The organism is Megasphaera massiliensis (assembly GCF_000455225.1).
GTDB classification, from domain to species: Bacteria; Bacillota; Negativicutes; order Veillonellales; family Megasphaeraceae; genus Megasphaera; species Megasphaera massiliensis.
In genome coordinates this window covers 633,974-652,885 of sequence record NZ_HF954537.1, presented here as the reverse complement: position 1 = coordinate 652,885, position 18,912 = coordinate 633,974, and the positions used below count along the sequence as shown (strand labels likewise).

Here is an 18,912-nt window from a genome sequence, read left to right as displayed (position 1 = left end):
TATTAAATCTGAATTGACATCACATAAATATGCAAGTATAATAAGATAGCATGTGTTTTTGTATATTTATCTGTATCATCAAGAGGAGTGTTATTCATGTCATTTGATTTTAGCCTGATTTGGAATTCATTGCCTCTGCTGTTGGCAGGCGCCGGTGTTACCATTGAAATCACGGCCATTGCCGTCGGCTTAGGTTTTGTATTCGGCCTGATTACCAGTGTGTGCCGCTTGTCAGGAGTCAAAATATTGAACATCCTGGCTGTCTGCTACGTCAATATTATCCGCGGGACGCCGCTCTTAGTCCAGATCTTTTTGATTTACTTTGCCCTGCCCATGATCATCGGCGAACGGATTAACCCCTTCGTCGCTGCCGTTGCCGCCTGTTCCGTCAACAGTGGGGCCTATGTGGCAGAAATCTTCCGTGCCGGCATTCAGTCTGTCGATAAGGGCCAAATGGAAGCCGGTCGGTCTCTCGGCCTGTCGTGGATGCAGACTATGCGCTACATCATTTTGCCCCAGGCTTTCAAACACGTCATTCCGCCTCTTGGCAATGAATTTATTTCCATGACCAAAGAAACGTCCCTGGTTTCGGTCATCGGCTTTGAAGAATTGACCCGCCGGGGCCAGCTGATCATCGCTAAGACCTACGGCTCGTTTGAAATCTGGCTGACCGTCGCTTTTATTTATTTGGTCATGACCTTTACCATCGCCCAGTTGGTAAGCTATTTGGAACGGAGGTTTGCAACGGATGATAGAAATTAAAGGGTTGAAAAAAAGCTTTGGCAAACACGAGGTTCTTCGGGGCATCGATTTGACCATTCAAGATAAAGAAGTCGTCGTCATCATCGGCCCGTCCGGGTCCGGCAAGAGTACGATTCTCCGCTGTATCAATTACCTGGAAGAACCGACGGCCGGCGAAATCATCGTCGACGGCATCAGCATGAACGATGCTAAGAGCATCAACAGCGTCCGCAAGGAAGTCGGCATGGTCTTCCAGCGGTTCAATCTCTTCCCGCACATGACGGTCTTGGAAAACATCATCTTGTCGCCCATGAAGACCCGTGGGGAAAGCAAGGAAGCCGCGACGGAAGTGGCTCTTCAGCTCCTCGAAAAAGTCGGTCTGGCCGATAAGAAGGATGCCTATCCCGAAACCTTATCCGGCGGCCAGCAGCAGCGTGTGGCCATTGCCCGCGCCTTGGCTATGAAGCCGAAATTCATCCTCTTCGACGAACCGACGTCGGCCCTTGACCCGGAAATGGTCCGCGAAGTTCTCGACGTCATTAAAGACCTGGCCCACGACGGCATGTCCATGGCCATCGTCACCCACGAAATGGGCTTTGCCCGCGAAGTGGCCGATCGGGTCTTATTCGTCGATGAAGGCAAGATTCTGGAACAGGGGAAACCGGACGATCTCTTCTCTCATCCGAAGGAAGAACGGACCCAGGCTTTCTTGTCGAAAATCTTATAAGAGACAGCTTTTCCTAAAAGAGAAGGGCTGTGAAAAAATCCCGTTTGAGCGATGGCTCAGACGGGATTTTTTGTGTGGGGATAAGTTTGTTATTTACTCATCTTTATGCTTTTCCAGGTATTGTTCTATCCAGCTTCTAATTAATGCACTCTTATTAACGCTATAGCGTTCTGTCACTTCATTAAATCGCTTAAGTAACGTTTCATCGATTCTGAATTGTATTGCTTTTGTCTTTTCCTTTTTGTCGGGCTGATTTATCACGATGTACCTTCTTTCGGTCTTATATATATTATAAGGTGCGGAAGGCCTTTTCAGCAGCTTTAATCGTCTTTTCGATGTCGGCATCGCTGTGAGCGCCGGAGACGAAGTTCGTTTCAAAGGGCGACGGAGCCAGGTAAATGCCGTCATTCAGCATAGACAGGAAGTAGCTCTTGAAGGCCTCGGCGTCGCAGCCTTCGGCATCGGCGTAGTTCGTGACCGGTCGGTCGCTGAAAAAGACGCTGAACATGGTGCCGGCCTGGGGGACCTGGACCTGGACGCCGGCTTTTTCGGCGGCCTGACGGATTCCTTCGGTAAGGGTCGATGTCTTTTCCGTGACCTTTTCGATATAGTTCGGATCTTCCGTAATGATGCGCAGCGTTTCAAGGCCGGCTGCCATGGCCAGGGGGTTGCCGCTTAAGGTGCCTGCCTGGTAGACCGGACCCTCCGGCGAGACGCAGTCCATGATGGCTTTTTTTCCGCCGTAGGCTGCGACGGGCAGGCCGCCGCCAATGATCTTCCCTAAGGTCGTCATGTCGGGCTCAATATGGTAGAGGCTCTGAGCCCCGTGAAGGGCCGAGCGGAAACCGCACATGACTTCGTCAAAGATGAGGACCGTGCCGTGTTTCTTCGTTTCTTCCCGGAGGAGGTCGAGGTAGCCTTCTTGGGGGAGGACGAGGCCCATGTTGCCGGCAATGGGTTCGACGATGACGGCAGCGATATCGTCGCCGCTACGGTCCATCAGGGCCTTAAAGGCGGCGGCATCGTTATAAGGGACGGTCAGGGTATCTTTGGCCGTGCCGGCCGTAACCCCCGGGCTGTCAGGCTGACCGAAGGTGGCGGCGCCGCTGCCGGCCTTGACTAAGAGGCTGTCGCCGTGGCCGTGATAGCAGCCGATGAATTTGACGATCTTTTCCCGGCCCGTATAGCCTCGGGCGGCGCGGATGGCGCTCATCGTCGCTTCCGTACCGGAATTGACCATGCGCAGTTTTTCGATGGACGGGTAGACCTGGCGAACGAGTTTGGCCAAATCGGACTCGACGAGGGTCGGTGCGCCGTAGCTCGTGCCCCGTTCGGCCGCTTCCTGGAGGGCTTTGACGACGCGGGGATGGGCGTGGCCGACGATCATGGGACCCCAGGATCCGACGTAGTCGATATACTCGTTGCCGTCGATGTCGGTGATGGTACTGCCCTTGGCCCGGGCGATGAACGGCGGCGGGCAGCCGATACGGCTGTAGGAACGGACCGGGCTGTTGACGCCGCCCGGCATGAGGGTCTGCGCTTCGGAAAACGCGGCCCTTGATTTTTCTAAGGAAATCATGGAAAGGCCTCCTTACTCTTTAATGTCTAACTTGAATACGTTTTGCAGTTCGCGGACGACCTGCGCTTCGTCAGGCGTATGGGCCGCTTCGACGGTGCGCTGCAAGGGCGCACGCAGGATTTTGCGGACTAAGATGTGCGATAAGTTTTCGACGACGCGAAATTGTTCGTCCGTCAGTTCCGGCAGTTTGCTGCGGGCCTTTTTGACGAAGTGGCGCCGCGTCTGTTCGGCCTGCTGAGAGAGGCTGACGACGACGGGCCGGACCGAAAGGTAGCGGTAGCGCTCGACCATGGCGGTGACGGCTTCGTCGACGATGACTTTGGCGGCGACGGCTTCTCGCTGTCGGGCCGCTTCGTTGTCGTGGACGATGTCTTCTAAATCGTCGATATTGTATAAGGTGACGCCGTCGATAGCAGCGGCATCGGGAGAAATGTCGCGGGGGACGGCGATGTCGATGAGCAGGAGGGGCCGCCCCTTACGCCGTTCCTGGAAGCGGCGCAGGCGGGGGACGGTGACGACGTAATGCGGTGCCCCCGTCGAGGCGATGACGATGTCGACGTCGTCCACGATCGTTTCGGCTTCTTTGTAATGAACGGCCTGACCGCCGACGTCGCCGGCCAGTTCTTGGGCGCGTTCTAAGTGGCGGTTGACGATGTAGAGTTTATCGGCGCCTTTTCCGAGAAAGTTTTGGGCCGTCAGGCGGGCCATCTGGCCGGCACCGTAGAGAAGAAGCCCTTTTCCTTTTAAGGAACCGAAGACCTTTTCCGCCATTTGGACGGCCGTATAACTGACCGATACGGCGTGGTAGGCGATGTGCGTGTCCGTTCGGATCCTTTTTCCGACGGCGATGGCCTGCTGAAAGAGCATATTTAAGATGGCCCCGGTAGCCCCGTGTTCATGGGCCATGACGTAGGCCTGTTTGACCTGGCTTAAGATTTGGCCTTCGCCGATGACGAGGGAGTCGAGACTGGCGGCGACGGTGAATAAATGGGCGATGCATTCCTTTCCTGTGTAGCGGTAGAAATAGGACGGGTTATAGGTCGGTTTTCCCGCCAAATCGAGGAAGAAGTCGCGCAGGGCCTGTTCGTTTTCCCGGATGTCATCGACGACGGCGTAGACTTCGGAGCGGTTGCACGTCGACAGGACAACGGCTTCGCGAAGGCCGCCGTAGTCGTCGAGGTGCTGAAGGCTGCTGCCGATGGCGTCCGGTGTCATGGCAAATTGTTCCCGAATGGCGACGGGGACCGTTTTATGATTGAGTCCGACGATGACTAAATCCATGGCTAAACCTCGATGTCGCCGTTTTTCAGCCATCGGGCGACGTCGATGGCGTGGTAGGTGATGATGATGTCCGAACCGGCTCGCTTCATGCTGAGCAGGGATTCGGTGACGATGCGCTTTTCGTCGATCCAGCCTTTTTGGGCCGCCGCCTTGACCATGGCGTACTCGCCGCTGACGTTGTACGTGGCAATGGGCCGCTGGCAGCGTTCCCGGGCCTGGTGGACAATGTCGAGGTAGGCCAGGGCCGGTTTGACCATGATGATGTCGGCACCTTCGTCGAGGTCGAGGTCGATTTCTTTCATGGCTTCGCGGCTGTTGGCCGGGTCCATCTGATAGCCCCGGCGGTCGCCGAAGTGAGGTGCCGAATCGGCCGCATCGCGGAAGGGGCCGTAATAGGCCGAGGCGTATTTAGCGGCGTAGGACATGATGCTGATGTCGGTGAAGTCGTTGGCGTCGAGGGCCTTTCGAATCGAGGCCACGCGGCCGTCCATCATGTCTGACGGGGCGATGATGTCGGCACCGGCTTCGGCCTGGCTGAGGGCAACTTTATTGAGGAGTTCCAAGGTGGCATCGTTATCGACTTCGTGGCCGCAAAGTTTGCCGCAGTGGCCGTGGCTCGTATACTGACAGAGGCAGACGTCGCCGACGATGACCATGTCAGGCACGGCTTTTTTGATAGCCTTCATGGCACGCTGGACCGGGCTTTCCGGATCCCAGGCACTGGAACCGATGTCGTCTTTATAGGCCGGCAGGCCGAAGATTTCGATGCCTTTGATGCCGAGTTCCCGGATTTCTTCAGCTAAGGCGACGGCATTGTCGACGGACAGGTGGTAACAGCCGGGCATGCTGGGAATCTCTTCTTTGACCTTCGTTCCGGGGACGACGAAAATGGGGTAGATGAAATCGTTCAGGGAGAGGTGGTTTTCTCGAATCATAGCCCGCAGCGGTGCCGAACGGCGCAGGCGGCGGGGGCGGAGGGTATTTACGTTCATCGTTTTTCTAATCTCCAATCTTTTATACAATCAGTCAGACCTTTTGTCGTATAGGTCGAGGCTGTAAGAATATGGGTGAGGCCCTGTTCGCGGCACGTTTGGGCCGTAATGGGACCGATGCAGGCAAAGGTCAGGTCGTCGAGGGCGGTGCCGGCATCTTTGGTGAGTTCCAGAAAATGGCGGACTGCCGACGAACTGGTGACGGTGACGACGTCGATTTTTCCGTCCGTCAATAGTTTTTTTAAGCGTTCCTTGTTTTCCTCGGCGCCGACGGTTTGGTAGGCTTCACAGATATCGACGGAGGCCCCGTGACGGCGGAGGGTATCGGGCAGGAAGGAGCGGGCTTCTTTGGCGCGGGGGATGAGGATTTTCTCGCCGCCTCTAAGGTGGGGCGATAAGGCTTCGAAGAGCCCTTCGGCACAGTAGGCCCGGGGGACGACGTCGGCCGTAAGACCGTGGGTGAGGAGGGCCTCTGCCGTGGCGCTGCCGATGGCGGCCAGTTTAGCCCGTCCTAAGGCGCGGCTGTCGAGATTTTTTTTCGACAGGCGGCGGAAAAAGGCGTCGACGCCGTTGGTGCTGGTGAAAATCAGCCAGTCGTAGGCGGAAATTTTGTCGATGGCGGTATCGAGGGCGGCATAATTGTCGCTCGGCCGTTCGATGCGGATCGTCGGGACTTCGATACACGATGCGCCCAAGTCTTCCAGCTGCCGGGTGAGGGCCGGCGCCTGGGCATGGGTGCGGGTGACGGCGATGCGCAGGCCAAAGAGCGGTTTCGTATCGAACCACTGCATGGATGGCCGCAGGGATACGACGTCGCCGACGACGAAGATGGCCGGCGCCTTGAAGCCTTGTTCGGCAGCCTTTTGGGCGATATCGCCGACGGTAGCCACTAACGTTTCCTGTATGGGCTTGGTGCCCCAGCGGACGAGGGCCGCCGGCGTGTCGGCCCTTCTTCCGTGGGCCATTAATTCTTTCGTAATCAAGGGCAGGTTGTGGACGCCCATGAGGAAGACTAAGGTATCGACGGCCGTTGCCAGTTTGTCCCAACGGATGGACGATTCTTTCTTCGTCGGATCTTCATGGCCGGTGACGACGGCAAAGGACGAAGCCGCTGTCCGGTCGGTGACGGGAATGCCGGCGTAGGCCGCAGCGCCGATGGCTGAGGTCACGCCGGGAATGATTTCAAAGGGGATGCCGGCGTCGTGAAGGGCCCGGCTTTCTTCGCCGCCGCGGCCGAAGACGAAAGGGTCGCCGCCTTTGAGGCGGACGACGACCTTTCCGGCACGGGCTTTTTCAAGGAGTAAGTCGATGATTTTCTCTTGGGAGAGGGTGTGGTCGGCGGCTTTTTTTGCCGACGTATATTTTTTCTGCATCGGGCCGGGTAAAATCCAGGAGCCGTTCATCCGCCAGGTAGTCGTAGATGACGACGTCGGCGAGACGCAGGACGTCGCGGCCCTTTAAGGTCAAGAGGCGGTAGTCGCCGGGGCCGGCGCCGGTGAGATATACAATGCCGTTCATGGAAAACCTCCTTTATTCGGCAGGGGTAATGCCGAGGTCTGTCAAAATTTGGCGGCCCCCACAGTCGAGGAGGGTCTTAGCGGCCTCTTGGCCGAGGGCGGCCCCGGAAGTGAGAAGGCCGGTGGTCTGATGGCGGAAGGCACGGCTGCCGTCCGGGGCGGCGATGATACAAGAGAGGATCAGCTGATCGTTTTTGGCCCTGCCGTAGACGCCGACGGGGACCTGACAGCTGCCGTTGATGGCGGCTAAAAAGGCCCGTTCCGCCGTCGTGGCCGCCGTCGTGCCCGGGTCGCAAAGAAAGGCTAAGGCCTGTTTCAGTTCATCGTCGTCGGTGCGGGTCTCGATGGCAAGCGCCCCTTGGCCGACGGCAGGAATCATGATGTCCGTCGGGAGAAGCTGGCTGATGCGGTTCGCAAGGCCCAGGCGATGGAGGCCGGCTTCGGCTAAGATGATGGCATCGTACTCGCCGTCATCGAGTTTTTTGAGCCGCGTATCGACGTTGCCCCGAAGGTCCCGAACCGTAAGGTCGGGACGGTAGGCGAGAAGCTGGGCCCTTCGGCGCAGGCTCGACGTGCCGACGCAGGCCCCCTGCGGCAGGGCGTCGAGGGAGTCATAGTGATTCGATACCAAGACGTCGTGGACGTAAGTACGGGCCGTGACGGCGGCTAAGCAGAGACCGTCCGGGAGGTCGGCAGGCAAATCTTTCAGGCTGTGGACGGCTAAATCGATGGTACCGGTGAGGAGCCGCGATTCGAGTTCTGTCGTAAAGAGTCCTTTGCCACCGATGCGGGCCAAGGGGACGTCGAGGATCTTGTCCCCTTTCGTAACGATATGCTCGAGGGTTACGGTCAGTTCCGAATCGTGACCTTCGAGGGCTTTTTTGATGTATTCGGCCTGCCATAAGGCCAGGGCACTTTTGCGGGTACCGATGGTCAGGTTACGTTTCATGGCGGCTCCTTTCAAATTCGATAAGCTTTTGGAATAGGCGGCGGCCGGCTTCGTCGATGTCATTGGCTTCGACGAGGTCCATGATGTCGTCCGAAAGGGCCGTGCGCCAAAAAGCATGACGGTCTTTCGAGGACGGCAGGGCCTCTTTGGCAGCACTTCTGACGCGGGCCACTTCGTCGAGCCAGCGGCTGTAGCGGTCATCAAAGCGTTTTTCTAATCGTTGCCGCAGCCAGCGCGAGAAGGCCGGCCCCTTGCCGTTCGTTGAAATGGCAAGCTGTAAGTCCCCTTGGCGGACGACGGCCGGTAACGTGAAACTGCATAGTTCGGGGACGTCGCAGACGTTGATCGGTTTACCCGCTCCTTCTGCGGCACGAGAGGCGGCGCGGCTTACATTTTCATCGTCAGTAGCGCAGATGATGAGAAAGAACGGCTTTTCGTCGCCTGTCTCATAAGGACGGGCCTTCCAGGTGAGCCTGTTGGAAGCGGCCCAGTCTTTTACGGTGTTCGTCGCCGTCGGGGCGATGATGGTGACATCAGCTCCTTCGTCGAGGAGGCGGGCCGCTTTTCGTTCGGCGACGGTACCGCCGCCGATGACCAGACAGGGCCGGTTTCGGAGATCTACATTTATAGGATACATAGGAAATCCTCACTTTTTTACAATATATTCCTTATTATACACAATTCTCCGAAAAAAAGCGTGGCAACGACAACACTTTTAGCAAGAAGGGGATATGAGAAAATCCGTACAGTGCGGGACTGTACGGATTTTTTGAATCTTCCGGCCATTAGCGGATGAAGTTGGTCATGATCTTGGCTTCCGTCTGCGGTGCGTCGATACCGGCTTTTTTCCCGGCTTCGATGCACTTCAAAATCCAGGCCATGTTGCGGCCTAAGGTGCGCATGATCTGAAGGCCTTCTTCGTCGCGTTTGACTTCATCCGGCGTGTTGCCGTGGACCATGGGCCAGTAACTCGAAGCGACGCTGATCATCTGATGGTAGGCCAGGTATTTATTGAGGACGTCTAAGGTCGCCGTCGTGCCGGCCCGGCGGGCAGAGGCGACGGTAGCACCGACTTTATGGACCAAGGCCGAACCTGCCATACCGGCTAATTGGTCCATGAAGGACATGATTTCGCCTGTCGGCGAAGCCCAGTAGACGGGAGAACCGATAACCAGGCCGTCAGCGGCATTCAACTTTTCAGCAGCGGCCGTGACGACAGCTTTATCAGGGACGGCGTGGATGATTTCCGCATCGATGCCGTTTTCACGGAGCGTATCGGCGACGACGGACAGGGCCGTATAGGTGCAGCCCTTTTCGCGGCGGCTGCCATTTAATAAGATAACCTTCATGGAAAATCCCTCCTAGATGGGTGACTGAATAGGCTCAGCCAACAAAACGATCATATATATCTATATATACCAAGATAACTATACCACAGGAAGGGAAATGGAGCAAGGCGGTCATCGTCAGGAAGGATGATTGCCTTTTTAGCATAGAAAAAGTCTTTCTTATGAAATAAAAATATCAAAATATAAAATTAAAAATGATATTTTTATTGCATTTAGGAAATAGGCGTGGTATCATAAGGGCATCGAAAAGACTAGCCATGATTCATGAAAGGAAGTATGACTTATGAATACAATTACGCCGATGGATTCCGCCAATCAGGAAGTCTGGATTGGCGTCGATGTCGGAACGACCGGTGTCCGTGCCATTGCTTATACGGAAGAGGGCATCAATGTCTGCTCATCCGAAGCCTTTTATCCGTTGTTGACACCTCGTCCCGATTGGGCCGAAGAAAGCCCGCTCCAGATTCTCGAAGCCGTCCAGGATGTCATCCGTAAGACGACAGGCCAGCTCCGCTATAAGAATAAGGAACTGGCAGGCATTGCCTTGAGTACGGCCATGCACAGCTTTGCCGCCCTCGACGAAAATTTTGAACCTCTCCATGATATGCAGACCTGGGCCGACAGCCGCAGTGCTGCCATCGTCCGGGACATGAAGAAAGACGAAGCCTTGTGCCGCTCTTTCTACGAACGGACAGGCTGCCCGATTCACGCCTGCTATCCCTTGGCCAAAATCATCTGGCTCCGTCAGAACCAGCCCGAACTGTTCCGCCAAATGCGTTTCGTCGGTTCCCTGAAAGATTACTTATACTATCATCTGACCGGTGAGTGGCTCGTCGATAAGTCGACGGCCAGCACGACGGGCATGTACAACGAACACACCCTTGAATGGGACGACGAAATCATCGCCTATGCCGGTATCACCAAAGACCAGCTTCCGCCCGTCGTCTCGACGACGTACAGCCATGGACTGAGTGAAACGGCAGCCAAGAATCTTCGCCTTTCCGAAGGCCTTCCCGTCGTCATCGGCGCCACAGACGGCGTCTTGGTCAACGTCGGCATCGGTGCCGTCGAACCGGGACAGATCAGCGGTACCATCGGTACCAGTGGGGCTCTTCGCATGCTGACCCGTCAACCTAAGATCGATCCGCAGATGCGTACTTGGTGCTACAATCTGACCGACGACATGTGGGTCGCCGGCGGGGCCATCAACAACGGCGGCATGATCCTGCGCTGGGTCCGTGACAAGATTTGCCATTACGGCGGAAACGCCCTGGAAATGCTCGACATCGATCCCTACGACCTGATGACCATGAAGGCCGAACACGTCGATGCCGGTGCCGACGGCCTCATCTGCCTGCCTTGCTTTACGGGCGAACGGGCACCGCACTGGAACTCCGAACTGCGGGGCATGTTCTTCGGCTTTTCCCTCAATCACAGTCGATCCCATATGATCCGTGCCGTCATGGAAGGCATTTGCTACAGCTTGAACAGCGTCATGGCCGCCCTGCGGGAATTCGGTGATGTCAAGGACATCCGGGTCAGCGGCAGCTTTACCAAATCGAAGCTCTGGCTTCAGATCATGTCAGATGTCTTCAATGAACCGATTACCTTGCCCGACAACAGTGAAGGTGCCGCCTTTGGTGCCGCCGTCCTGGGCTTCATTTCAAGCGGAAAGTTAAAGAGCATCGCCGATACGGCCAACTTGGTTCACGCCAAGAAAGTCTATACGCCCATTGAAGAAAACGCCGCCGTATACCGTGAGCTCTACGATATTTTCACTCGTCTCTACCAAAAATTACAAGGTGAATTTGCCGATATTGCGGCATACCAGCAGAAATCAAAATAATAATTTGCAGCAGAAAAGGGGATGTACTTATGATGCTTCATGATATTGGCGTCGTCGGCATGGCTGTTATGGGCAGTAACCTGGCCCTCAACATGGCCGACCACGGTTATGACGTCGCTGTATACAACTACACGCCGGATTTGACGGAAAAATTCCTCAAAGAACGGCCTCACGATAAGATCCATGGTTTTTTAGAACTCGATGAATTCCTGGCCTCCCTCAAACGGCCGCGCAAAATCATGCTCATGATCATGGCCGGAGCGCCTGTCGACAGCATGATCGACCAGCTCCTCTCGCGCCTCGATAAGGGAGACATCATCATCGACGGCGGCAACTCCTACTTTGGAGATACCCGGCGCCGCTGCGAACGCTGCCAAGAAGCGGGGATTCACTTCTACGGCATGGGGATTTCCGGCGGGGAAACGGGAGCCCGCCGCGGCCCGGCTATCATGCCCGGCGGCAATAAAGAAACGTACGCCGAAATCCAGCCCATTTATGAAGCCATTGCCGCCAAAGCCTCGGACGGCAAGCCCTGCTGCACCTATATCGGTTCTGACGGTGCCGGCCACTACGTCAAGATGGTTCACAACGGCATCGAATACGCCGATATGCAGCTCATTGCCGAAGCCTATTTGCTGCTGAAATACGTCGGTGGCTATGACAACGCGGCCATCTCCAAGATTTTCCACGACTGGAACCAAGGAGAACTCAAGAGCTTTCTCATCGGTATCGCCGCCGATATCTTTGCCGAAGACGACGAAGACGGCGGTCAGGTCCTCGACAAGATCGTCGACGCCGCCGGCCAGAAGGGGACCGGTCGCTGGACCAGCATCGAATCGATGAAACAAGGCGTCGATATCTCCATGATTACGGCAGCCTGCAACGCCCGGGTCATGTCCAATGCACCGAGCCGTGTCAAAGCGCAGCAGGCCATCGTCCGACCGGCTATTACGCCCGAGAGCGGGGACGATTTCATCGAAGCCGTCCGCCAGAGCCTGTACGCCGCTAAAATCGTCGCCTACGCCCAAGGCTTCTCCCTCTATAAGAGCGCTTCGGAAACGTATGACTGGCATCTTGATTACGGCGCCATCGCTTCCATTTTCCGGGCCGGCTGCATCATCCAGGCCGAATTTTTGACCAAGATCACCGAAGCCTACGGCAAGAATCCCGATCTCGACAACCTCTTGTTCGACGATTTCTTCCTCAAAAAAATCAATGACAACCAAGGTGCCCTGCGCCGCATCATCGGCCTCGCCGTCAGTCAGGGACTTCCCATTCCGGCTTTCTCGGCAGCACTCCAGTACGTCGATGCCTACAGCAGCCCCAAGGTTGGGGCTAACCTCATCCAGGCCCTGCGCGATTACTTCGGAGCTCATACCTTTAAGCGCGTCGATAAAGAAGGTACCTTCCATCATCAGTGGCACGAACACTATACGAAATAAAGGGGGTTTTTCATCATGCCACTCGTCATCCTTGCCATTGGCATTCTCATCTTATTTTTCCTCATTGTAAAAGTAAAACTCAATAGTTTTCTGGCCCTGCTCCTCGTCGCCGGCCTCGTCGGCCTTGCTGAAGGCATGCCTATCGATCAATTGATCCCGACCATTGAAAAGGGCCTGGGTGGTACCTTAGGCGGTCTGGCCATCGTCGTATCCTTCGGCGCCATGCTGGGCAAGCTCATGGCCGAAAGCGGCGGTGCCCAGCGCATCGCCACGACGCTGATCAACGTCTTCGGACGGGAAAAGGTAAAATGGGCCGTCTGCCTGACGGGCTTCATCGTCGGCATCGCCTTGTTTTATGAAATCGGTTTCGTCCTTCTCATTCCTTTAGTCTTTACTATCGCCGCGGAAGCGAAAATCCCTCTCCTCGAAGTCGGGATCCCCATGGCAGCGGCCCTGTCGGTCACCCACGGCTTCCTGCCGCCTCATCCCGGTCCGACGGCCATTGCCATCATCTATAATGCCGATATCGGCACGACCTTATTGTACGGCGCCGCCATTGCCATTCCGACGGCCATCGTCGCCGGCCCCTTGTACTGCAACTTGACCAAGGATATCAATCCGGAAATCCCTAAGGGCATGTACAATCCGAAAATCTTTAAGGACGAAGAAATGCCAAGCTTCGGCATCTCCGTCTTTACGGCCCTGGTTCCGGTCATCCTCATGGCCGCATCGGCTATCTCTAAATTGACCATGGATGCCGATTTGCCCCTGCGTCACGTCCTGACCTTTTTCGGCCAGCCTGATATTGCCCTGACCATTTCGGTGGCCATCGCTATCTATACCTTCGGCATCGGCCGCGGCAAATCGATGGAAGACGTCATGAAAACGGTACAGGATGCGGTCCTTGCCATTGCCATGATTTTACTCATCGTCGGCGGCGGCGGGGCCTTGAAGCAGGTCCTCATCGACAGCGGCCTCGGTCTTTATATCGGGGAGCTTGTCGCTAACTCCGATCTCTCGCCGCTCTTCCTGGCCTGGCTGGTCGCTGCCGTCATCCGCACGGCCTGCGGTTCGGCCACCGTCGCAGCCCTCACGGCCGGCGGGATTGCCGCTCCTATTGCGGTCGCTACCGGTGCCAACCCGGAATTGATGGTCCTGGCAACCGGTGCCGGGTCGCTCATCTTCAGCCCGCCCAATGACCCCGGTTTCTGGCTGTTCAAAGAATTTTTCGGCCTGACCATCAAAGAAACGGTCCGCACGTGGTGCGCCCTGGAAACGATCATCGCCGTCATGGGCCTCATCGGCGTCCTTGTCTTAAATGTATTTGTAGGGTAAAATAAGAAAGTAAATAATGAGTAGGAGAGAATCTTATGGAAGAAGCAAACATCCAGCGATTTCCCGTCCTGCGCAGTGTATACGGCGGTCTGACTAAGTCAGAGCGCCGTATTGCCGATTATATTGCCAATCACGCCGGCGTCGTCATGGAACAGACCGTAGCCGACTTGGCGGCGCAGACGGAAAGTTCAGAAATCACCATTTCACGGTTTTGTAAGAAATTAGGCTGCAGCGGCCTGAAAGAATTGAAAGTGATGCTGGCCGCAGGGCTGTCGACAGCGCCGCAAAAAGATTTTCACGATATCGCCTCCGGCGACGGCGGCCGCGACGTAGCCTCCAAAATTTTTGCCAATATATCTGAAGGACTTCAGGATACGCTGAGTCTCCTCGATTATGAGGCCCTCGATAGGGCGGCGGCTATGGTTTTGGCGGCCAACAGAGTCTATGTCTTTGGCTTCGGCAATTCGGCCACGGTCTGTGCCGATATGGAGACCCGGTTTTTGCGCCTGGGCCTGGCCATCCGGGCCGAATCCGATTCCCATATGCAGGTCACCGAAGCGGCCCTGATGACGGACGACGACGTCGTCATTGCCGTCTCTCACAGCGGGGCTACAAAGGAACTCCTCCAGTCCGTTCGGGCGGCCAAGAAGGCCGGTGCCGGCATCATCGTCATTACCAGCCACGGACGGTCCCTCCTGGCAGAAGAAGCCGATATCTGCCTCTGCGGCATGGGCCGCGAAGTTCAGTACACGTCGGAAGCCGGGGCCTCGCGCTTGATCCACATGGCCATTGGCGACGTCCTTTATACACGGATTGCCATGCAGGAAAGAAGCGTATTCCGGGGCAATATGGAAAAGATGCGCAAAGAAATCGGCAAGAAGCGGCAATTTTGACAGCAGGTGCTTGAAATCCGTGTGCAGCCCGATGGGCGTCGTTACGATGGATGCGTTGAACCATAAAAAAGACGTCCCCTGCCGCATACCGCATCAGGGCATGCAAAATGAGGGGACGTCCTTTTATATTATCAGTATATCAGCATCGTTGTATGGCGTCAATAATACCTTCAAAAGAGCCTGAGCTGAGAGCCGACGATCGAAGGCAGCCTTGATAAGGCGCAAAACCGTTATATCATCTAAAGGCAAAGGACGGTCCGGCGTCAAACTGGAAAAAGGAACCGTCCTTAAGCCGCTTCGATTAGAAACATAAGTAATGCTATTTCATGATATCATAAAAAAAGGGCCATGCCCATCCAATACGCCACAAGTGACGTACATAGGATGGCAAACCGCGAAGGCTTGTCTGCTGTTGAACAGCAGAACATGGTTCCTGATACAATCAGTGTAGCAGAATCGTTACGCGGAGTCAATGATAGGGTAAAGAGATCTAAAAGGCGTCAACTCAGATGTGGACTTTTTGAGCAATTTGTGGAATAATAGAATCGCTATATAGAAATGAGGAAGGATGATCAGAGGGTGAAAAAATTTGTGGAAATGGCGACCATTGTCGAAAATACAGCCATCATTCCGGAAGTTTGGAAAATGGTCTTCCAAGCGCCGAAGACGGCCAAGGAAGCCAAGGCCGGTCAATTTGTCAACGTCCATCGCGATGGGGGACAGACCTTTTTGCGCCGTCCCTTCGGCATCGTCGATGCCGATGTCGATGCGGGAACGGTGACCATTATTTACCGCTTGGTCGGCGTCGGCACGGAAGAAATGAAGGACCTCCGTCCCGGCGATATGATCAACGTCGAAGGGCCCTTGGGCGACGGCATCTTTACGACGACGCCGGGGAAAGTCCTTTTGGCCGGCGGCGGCGTGGGCCTGGCGCCGCTCATCTTCTTGGCGAAACAGCTCGATCATCCCATCGTGCTCGTCGCCGGCAAGACGGCAGCCGAAACGTTTTGGACCGAGTTCTTTGAACCCTATGCCGAACAGATTTATGTCACTACTGATGACGGTTCTAAGGGCATCAAAGGCTTTGCCGTCGATGCCCTGCCCCAAATTTTTTCCGAGCATCCCATCGACCGCGTATCGGTCTGCGGGCCGACGATGATGATGATGACCATTGCCGAAGGATCGGCCAAGGCCGGCATCGACTGTGAAGTCTCTATGGAAAAACGGATGGCCTGCGGCTTCGGCGTCTGTCTGGGCTGTACCTTTGAAAGCAAGCTGGACGGCAAGCGCTATAAAGTCTGCACCGACGGACCCGTCTTTTCGGCAAAGGAGGTCTTCTGATGATCAGTGAACGGATTGCCGTCGAATTTGCCAGTATCTCGATGAAAACGCCTGTCATGGGGGCATCGGGAACCTTCGGATTCGGCATCGAATACAGTGATTTTCTCGACCTCGACGCCGTCGGGGCCATCATCTCCAAAGGGATTACGCCCTTGCCGCGGCCGGGCAATCCCGGTGTCCGCGTCGCCGAAACGCCAGCAGGCATGCTCAACTGCATCGGTTTGGAAAACCCCGGTGTCGACGCCTTTAAGCGGGACATCCTGCCGAAGGTAACGGCTTCCTGTCAAACGCCGCTCATCGTCAATGTCTCCGCCGGCAGTGTCGAAGAATACGGACAAATCGCAGCCGACCTCGACGTCGACGGCGTCGCAGGCCTTGAAGTCAATATTTCCTGCCCCAACGTCAAAGAAGGGGGCATCGTCTTCGGTACCCAGCCCGAAGCGGCTGCCGCCGTTACGCGCAGTGTCAAGGACAACACGAAAAAGCCGGTCATCGTCAAATTATCGCCCAACGTTACGGACATTACGACCATGGCCAAGGCTGTCGAAGCAGCCGGTGCCGATGCCATTTCTCTCATCAACACCCTGACCGGCATGGCCATCGACATCACGACGCGTCGGCCCATCTTGGGCAACATCACCGGCGGCCTGTCGGGTCCTGCCATAAAGCCCATCGCCCTGCGCATGGTTTGGCAGGCGTCGAAGGCTGTCTCCATTCCCATCTTGGGCCTGGGCGGTATCGTGACCTGGCAGGATGCGGTAGAATTCATGCTGGCCGGTGCCAGCACGGTCGCTGTCGGCGCTCATAACTTCGTCGACCCCCGGGCTGTCGAAACCGTCGCCGAAGGCCTCGACCAATACTGTAAAGACCAAGGCATCGCCCATATCAGCGACATCGTCGGTCAATTAGAAGCATAAAAAAGAGTATACATTAGCGTCTTGTGAACATAGCCGGTTCACAAGACGTTTTTTGTTGTCATACCGTGCCGTTCGATGACGATATGATGTTACTGTTAAGCTGGAGCGACCAGCCTGTCTGATTCCAATCATAAAGGATTTATGTACGGCTGAATTTAACGTTCTGCGCAAGGAGCGTGTGACCAAGGGATATAAAAAAAGACATGAACCGAAAATAGCTGTTCATGTCTTTTTTGGCAGATCTGTTATTTTTTATTCTTCTTATGCGATGCCAGGTCGCCGCCGTACTGGATGAGGTTGACGACGACGATGAGGATGATAATCGTCGCTAACATGACGTCGGGACGGAAGCGCTGGTAGCCGTAGCGGATGGCGATGTCCCCGAGGCCGCCGCCACCGATGGCACCGGCCATGGCCGATGCGCCGATGAGGTTGACGATGAGGACCGTAACGTTGTTGATGATCGTCGGCAAAGCTTCCGGCAGGAGGACCTTGCGGATGATCTGGAAGGGCGTAGCGCCCATGGATTCAGCAGCTTCGACGAGGCCGTAATCGACATCGCGGATCGATGTTTCGACGAGGCGGCTGAGGAAGGGAATGGCGACGATGGTCAAGGGGACGCAGGCTGCGGCCGTACCGATGGACGTGCCGGCAATGAGTCGGGTCAAGGGGATGATGGCCACCATGAGGATGATGAAGGGCACGGAACGGATGATGTTGACGATGGTGCCCAAAATCCGGTTGATGAAGAGGTTTTGCAGGATGTGGCCCTTGCTGGTCGTGACTAAGGTGACGCCCAGGGGAATGCCGATGATGCCGGCGATGACCGTGGCCACGGCGACCATATAGAACGTTTCTTCAATGCCTTGGAGCATTAACTTAATGATTTCTTGGGACATAACCTAATACCTCACTTCCTATCGGTAATGTTTTAATATACGAGAAGGCCTTGGCCTGGGTTTCCATATCGCCCATGATGACGATGATCAAGTAACCGAAAGGTTCGTCTTGGATGTAGTCGATGTTGCCGTAGAGAACGCTGACCTTGACGTGGAAGGTGCTGACGATTTCCGAGACGACCGGTTCATGGGTAGCCTGACCTTTAAAGCGCAGGCGGACGAGCATATCCCGGTCCGGCGTCGGTTGGTCGGAGACGCCGAGATTCTTGATCCCCTTCGGCAGTTCCATGTTGATGACGGACGTGACGAAGTCCTTCATGGTCTGGGACTGGGGATTGGTGAAGATGTCGACGACGCGGCCCAGTTCCTTGATGACGCCGCCTTCAATGACGGCTGCCCGATGGCAGATGTTTTGGACGACGGCCATTTCATGGGTGATGATGACGATGGTAATGCCCAGGCGTTGGTTGATGTCCTGGAGGAGTTCCAAGATGGATTTCGTCGTCTGCGGGTCGAGGGCCGACGTCGCTTCGTCGCAAAGGAGAATCTTGGGGTCGCTGGTCAGGGCACGGGCAATGCCGACACGCTGTTTTTGACCGCCTGAGAGCTGAGACGGATAGTTGGCAGCGCGGTCGCTGAGGCCGACCAGTTCCAACAGGGATTCGACTTTTTTATGGATGACGTCTTTCGAGGCGCCGACCAGTTCCAAGGGGAAGGCGATGTTTTCGGCAACCGTCCGCGAGGAGAGGAGGTTGAAGTGCTGGAAAATCATGCCGATATTTTTGCGTTCTGCCCGAAGCTGGGATTCACTCATTTTGCACAGGTCTTTGTCGTCGATGATGACTTCGCCGCTGGTCGGTTTTTCCAGCATATTGATGCAGCGGACGAGGGTCGATTTACCGGCGCCGCTCTTTCCGATGATGCCGAAGATCTCGCCGTCTTCGATGGTCAGGTTGATGCCCTTTAAGGCTTGGATTTGGGCAGCGCCGCCGTAGGTTTTGGTAATGTTCTTTAAGGTAATCACAGTATCACTCCTTGAGCCAGGCGTACAGGGGATAAAGACAATAAAAAAGGCCGTCATGCAGATGACGGCCGTCAATACGG

16 protein-coding genes and 1 pseudogene are annotated in these 18,912 nt (G+C 55.6%); 8 read left to right on the top strand and 9 right to left on the bottom strand.

Annotated features, from left to right (window positions below; all coding sequences use genetic code 11):
• The first annotated feature begins 96 nt into the window (after positions 1–96).
• Complete coding sequence (locus TX77_RS06435) at positions 97–762, top strand: amino acid ABC transporter permease (protein WP_044503954.1); 666 nt, start codon at positions 97–99, stop codon at positions 760–762.
• Entirely contained in the window at positions 749–1,468 is a 720-nt protein-coding gene (locus tag TX77_RS06430) for an amino acid ABC transporter ATP-binding protein (RefSeq protein WP_044503953.1), read from the top strand. Before TX77_RS06435 ends, TX77_RS06430 begins: the two co-directional genes overlap by 14 nt.
• Positions 1,469–1,757: 289 nt before the next feature.
• Here TX77_RS06430 and hemL read toward each other — a convergent pair whose 3' ends face one another.
• The 7 genes and pseudogenes from hemL to TX77_RS06395 form a co-directional block, all read right to left on the bottom strand.
• Complete coding sequence (gene hemL, locus TX77_RS06425; protein ID WP_044503952.1) at positions 1,758–3,047, bottom strand: glutamate-1-semialdehyde 2,1-aminomutase; 1,290 nt, start codon at positions 3,045–3,047, stop codon at positions 1,758–1,760.
• A 12-nt stretch (positions 3,048–3,059) separates the two neighbouring features.
• On the bottom strand, positions 3,060–4,328 hold the full coding sequence (gene hemA, locus TX77_RS06420) for a glutamyl-tRNA reductase (protein WP_044503951.1): 1,269 nt from the start codon (positions 4,326–4,328) through the stop codon (positions 3,060–3,062).
• 2 nt (positions 4,329–4,330) lie between these two features.
• A complete protein-coding gene (gene hemB, locus TX77_RS06415) occupies positions 4,331–5,320 on the bottom strand; it encodes a porphobilinogen synthase (protein WP_044503950.1) in 990 nt (329 codons plus the stop codon).
• Positions 5,317–6,838 (bottom strand): annotated as a pseudogene (gene cobA / locus TX77_RS14270) (uroporphyrinogen-III C-methyltransferase). Before cobA ends, hemB begins: the two are co-directional and overlap by 4 nt.
• A 12-nt stretch (positions 6,839–6,850) precedes the next feature.
• Positions 6,851–7,786, bottom strand: a complete 936-nt coding sequence (gene hemC / locus TX77_RS06405) for a hydroxymethylbilane synthase (protein ID WP_044503949.1) — start codon at positions 7,784–7,786, stop codon at positions 6,851–6,853.
• Positions 7,776–8,423, bottom strand: coding sequence for a precorrin-2 dehydrogenase/sirohydrochlorin ferrochelatase family protein (locus TX77_RS06400; RefSeq protein ID WP_044503948.1), 648 nt, complete (start codon positions 8,421–8,423; stop codon positions 7,776–7,778). The genes hemC and TX77_RS06400 overlap by 11 nt, the downstream gene beginning before the upstream one ends.
• Positions 8,424–8,571: 148 nt before the next feature.
• Positions 8,572–9,135 carry a flavodoxin family protein gene (locus tag TX77_RS06395; protein WP_044503947.1) on the bottom strand — a complete coding sequence of 188 codons (564 nt, stop codon included), beginning with the start codon at positions 9,133–9,135 and terminating at the stop codon, positions 8,572–8,574.
• Positions 9,136–9,418: 283 nt separating this feature from the next.
• On the opposite strand from TX77_RS06395, the gene TX77_RS06390 reads away from it, so the two are divergent.
• The 6 genes from TX77_RS06390 (at position 9,419) to TX77_RS06365 (ending at position 16,909) form a co-directional block, all read left to right on the top strand.
• Positions 9,419–10,981, top strand: coding sequence for a gluconokinase (locus TX77_RS06390; RefSeq protein WP_044503946.1), 1,563 nt, complete (start codon positions 9,419–9,421; stop codon positions 10,979–10,981).
• A 29-nt stretch (positions 10,982–11,010) separates the two neighbouring features.
• Positions 11,011–12,423 (top strand): decarboxylating NADP(+)-dependent phosphogluconate dehydrogenase, encoded by a 1,413-nt coding sequence (gene gnd / locus TX77_RS06385; protein WP_044503945.1) that lies wholly within the window; start codon positions 11,011–11,013, stop codon positions 12,421–12,423.
• Positions 12,424–12,438: 15 nt separating this feature from the next.
• On the top strand, positions 12,439–13,758 hold the full coding sequence (locus TX77_RS06380; protein WP_044503944.1) for a gluconate:H+ symporter: 1,320 nt from the start codon (positions 12,439–12,441) through the stop codon (positions 13,756–13,758).
• A 35-nt stretch (positions 13,759–13,793) separates the two neighbouring features.
• Positions 13,794–14,651, top strand: coding sequence for a MurR/RpiR family transcriptional regulator (locus tag TX77_RS06375; protein ID WP_044503943.1), 858 nt, complete (start codon positions 13,794–13,796; stop codon positions 14,649–14,651).
• A 579-nt stretch (positions 14,652–15,230) separates the two neighbouring features.
• Positions 15,231–15,992 (top strand): dihydroorotate dehydrogenase electron transfer subunit, encoded by a 762-nt coding sequence (locus TX77_RS06370; protein WP_044503942.1) that lies wholly within the window; start codon positions 15,231–15,233, stop codon positions 15,990–15,992.
• On the top strand, positions 15,992–16,909 hold the full coding sequence (locus TX77_RS06365) for a dihydroorotate dehydrogenase (RefSeq protein ID WP_044503941.1): 918 nt from the start codon (positions 15,992–15,994) through the stop codon (positions 16,907–16,909). Before TX77_RS06370 ends, TX77_RS06365 begins: the two co-directional genes overlap by 1 nt.
• 245 nt (positions 16,910–17,154) lie before the next feature.
• Here the strand turns inward: TX77_RS06365 and TX77_RS06360 are convergent, their stop codons facing one another.
• Both TX77_RS06360 and TX77_RS06355 read right to left on the bottom strand, forming a co-directional pair.
• Entirely contained in the window at positions 17,155–17,808 is a 654-nt protein-coding gene (locus TX77_RS06360) for a methionine ABC transporter permease (protein ID WP_044503940.1), read from the bottom strand.
• Positions 17,789–18,832, bottom strand: coding sequence for a methionine ABC transporter ATP-binding protein (locus TX77_RS06355; protein ID WP_044503939.1), 1,044 nt, complete (start codon positions 18,830–18,832; stop codon positions 17,789–17,791). Before TX77_RS06355 ends, TX77_RS06360 begins: the two co-directional genes overlap by 20 nt.
• Positions 18,833–18,912 lie beyond the last annotated feature (80 nt).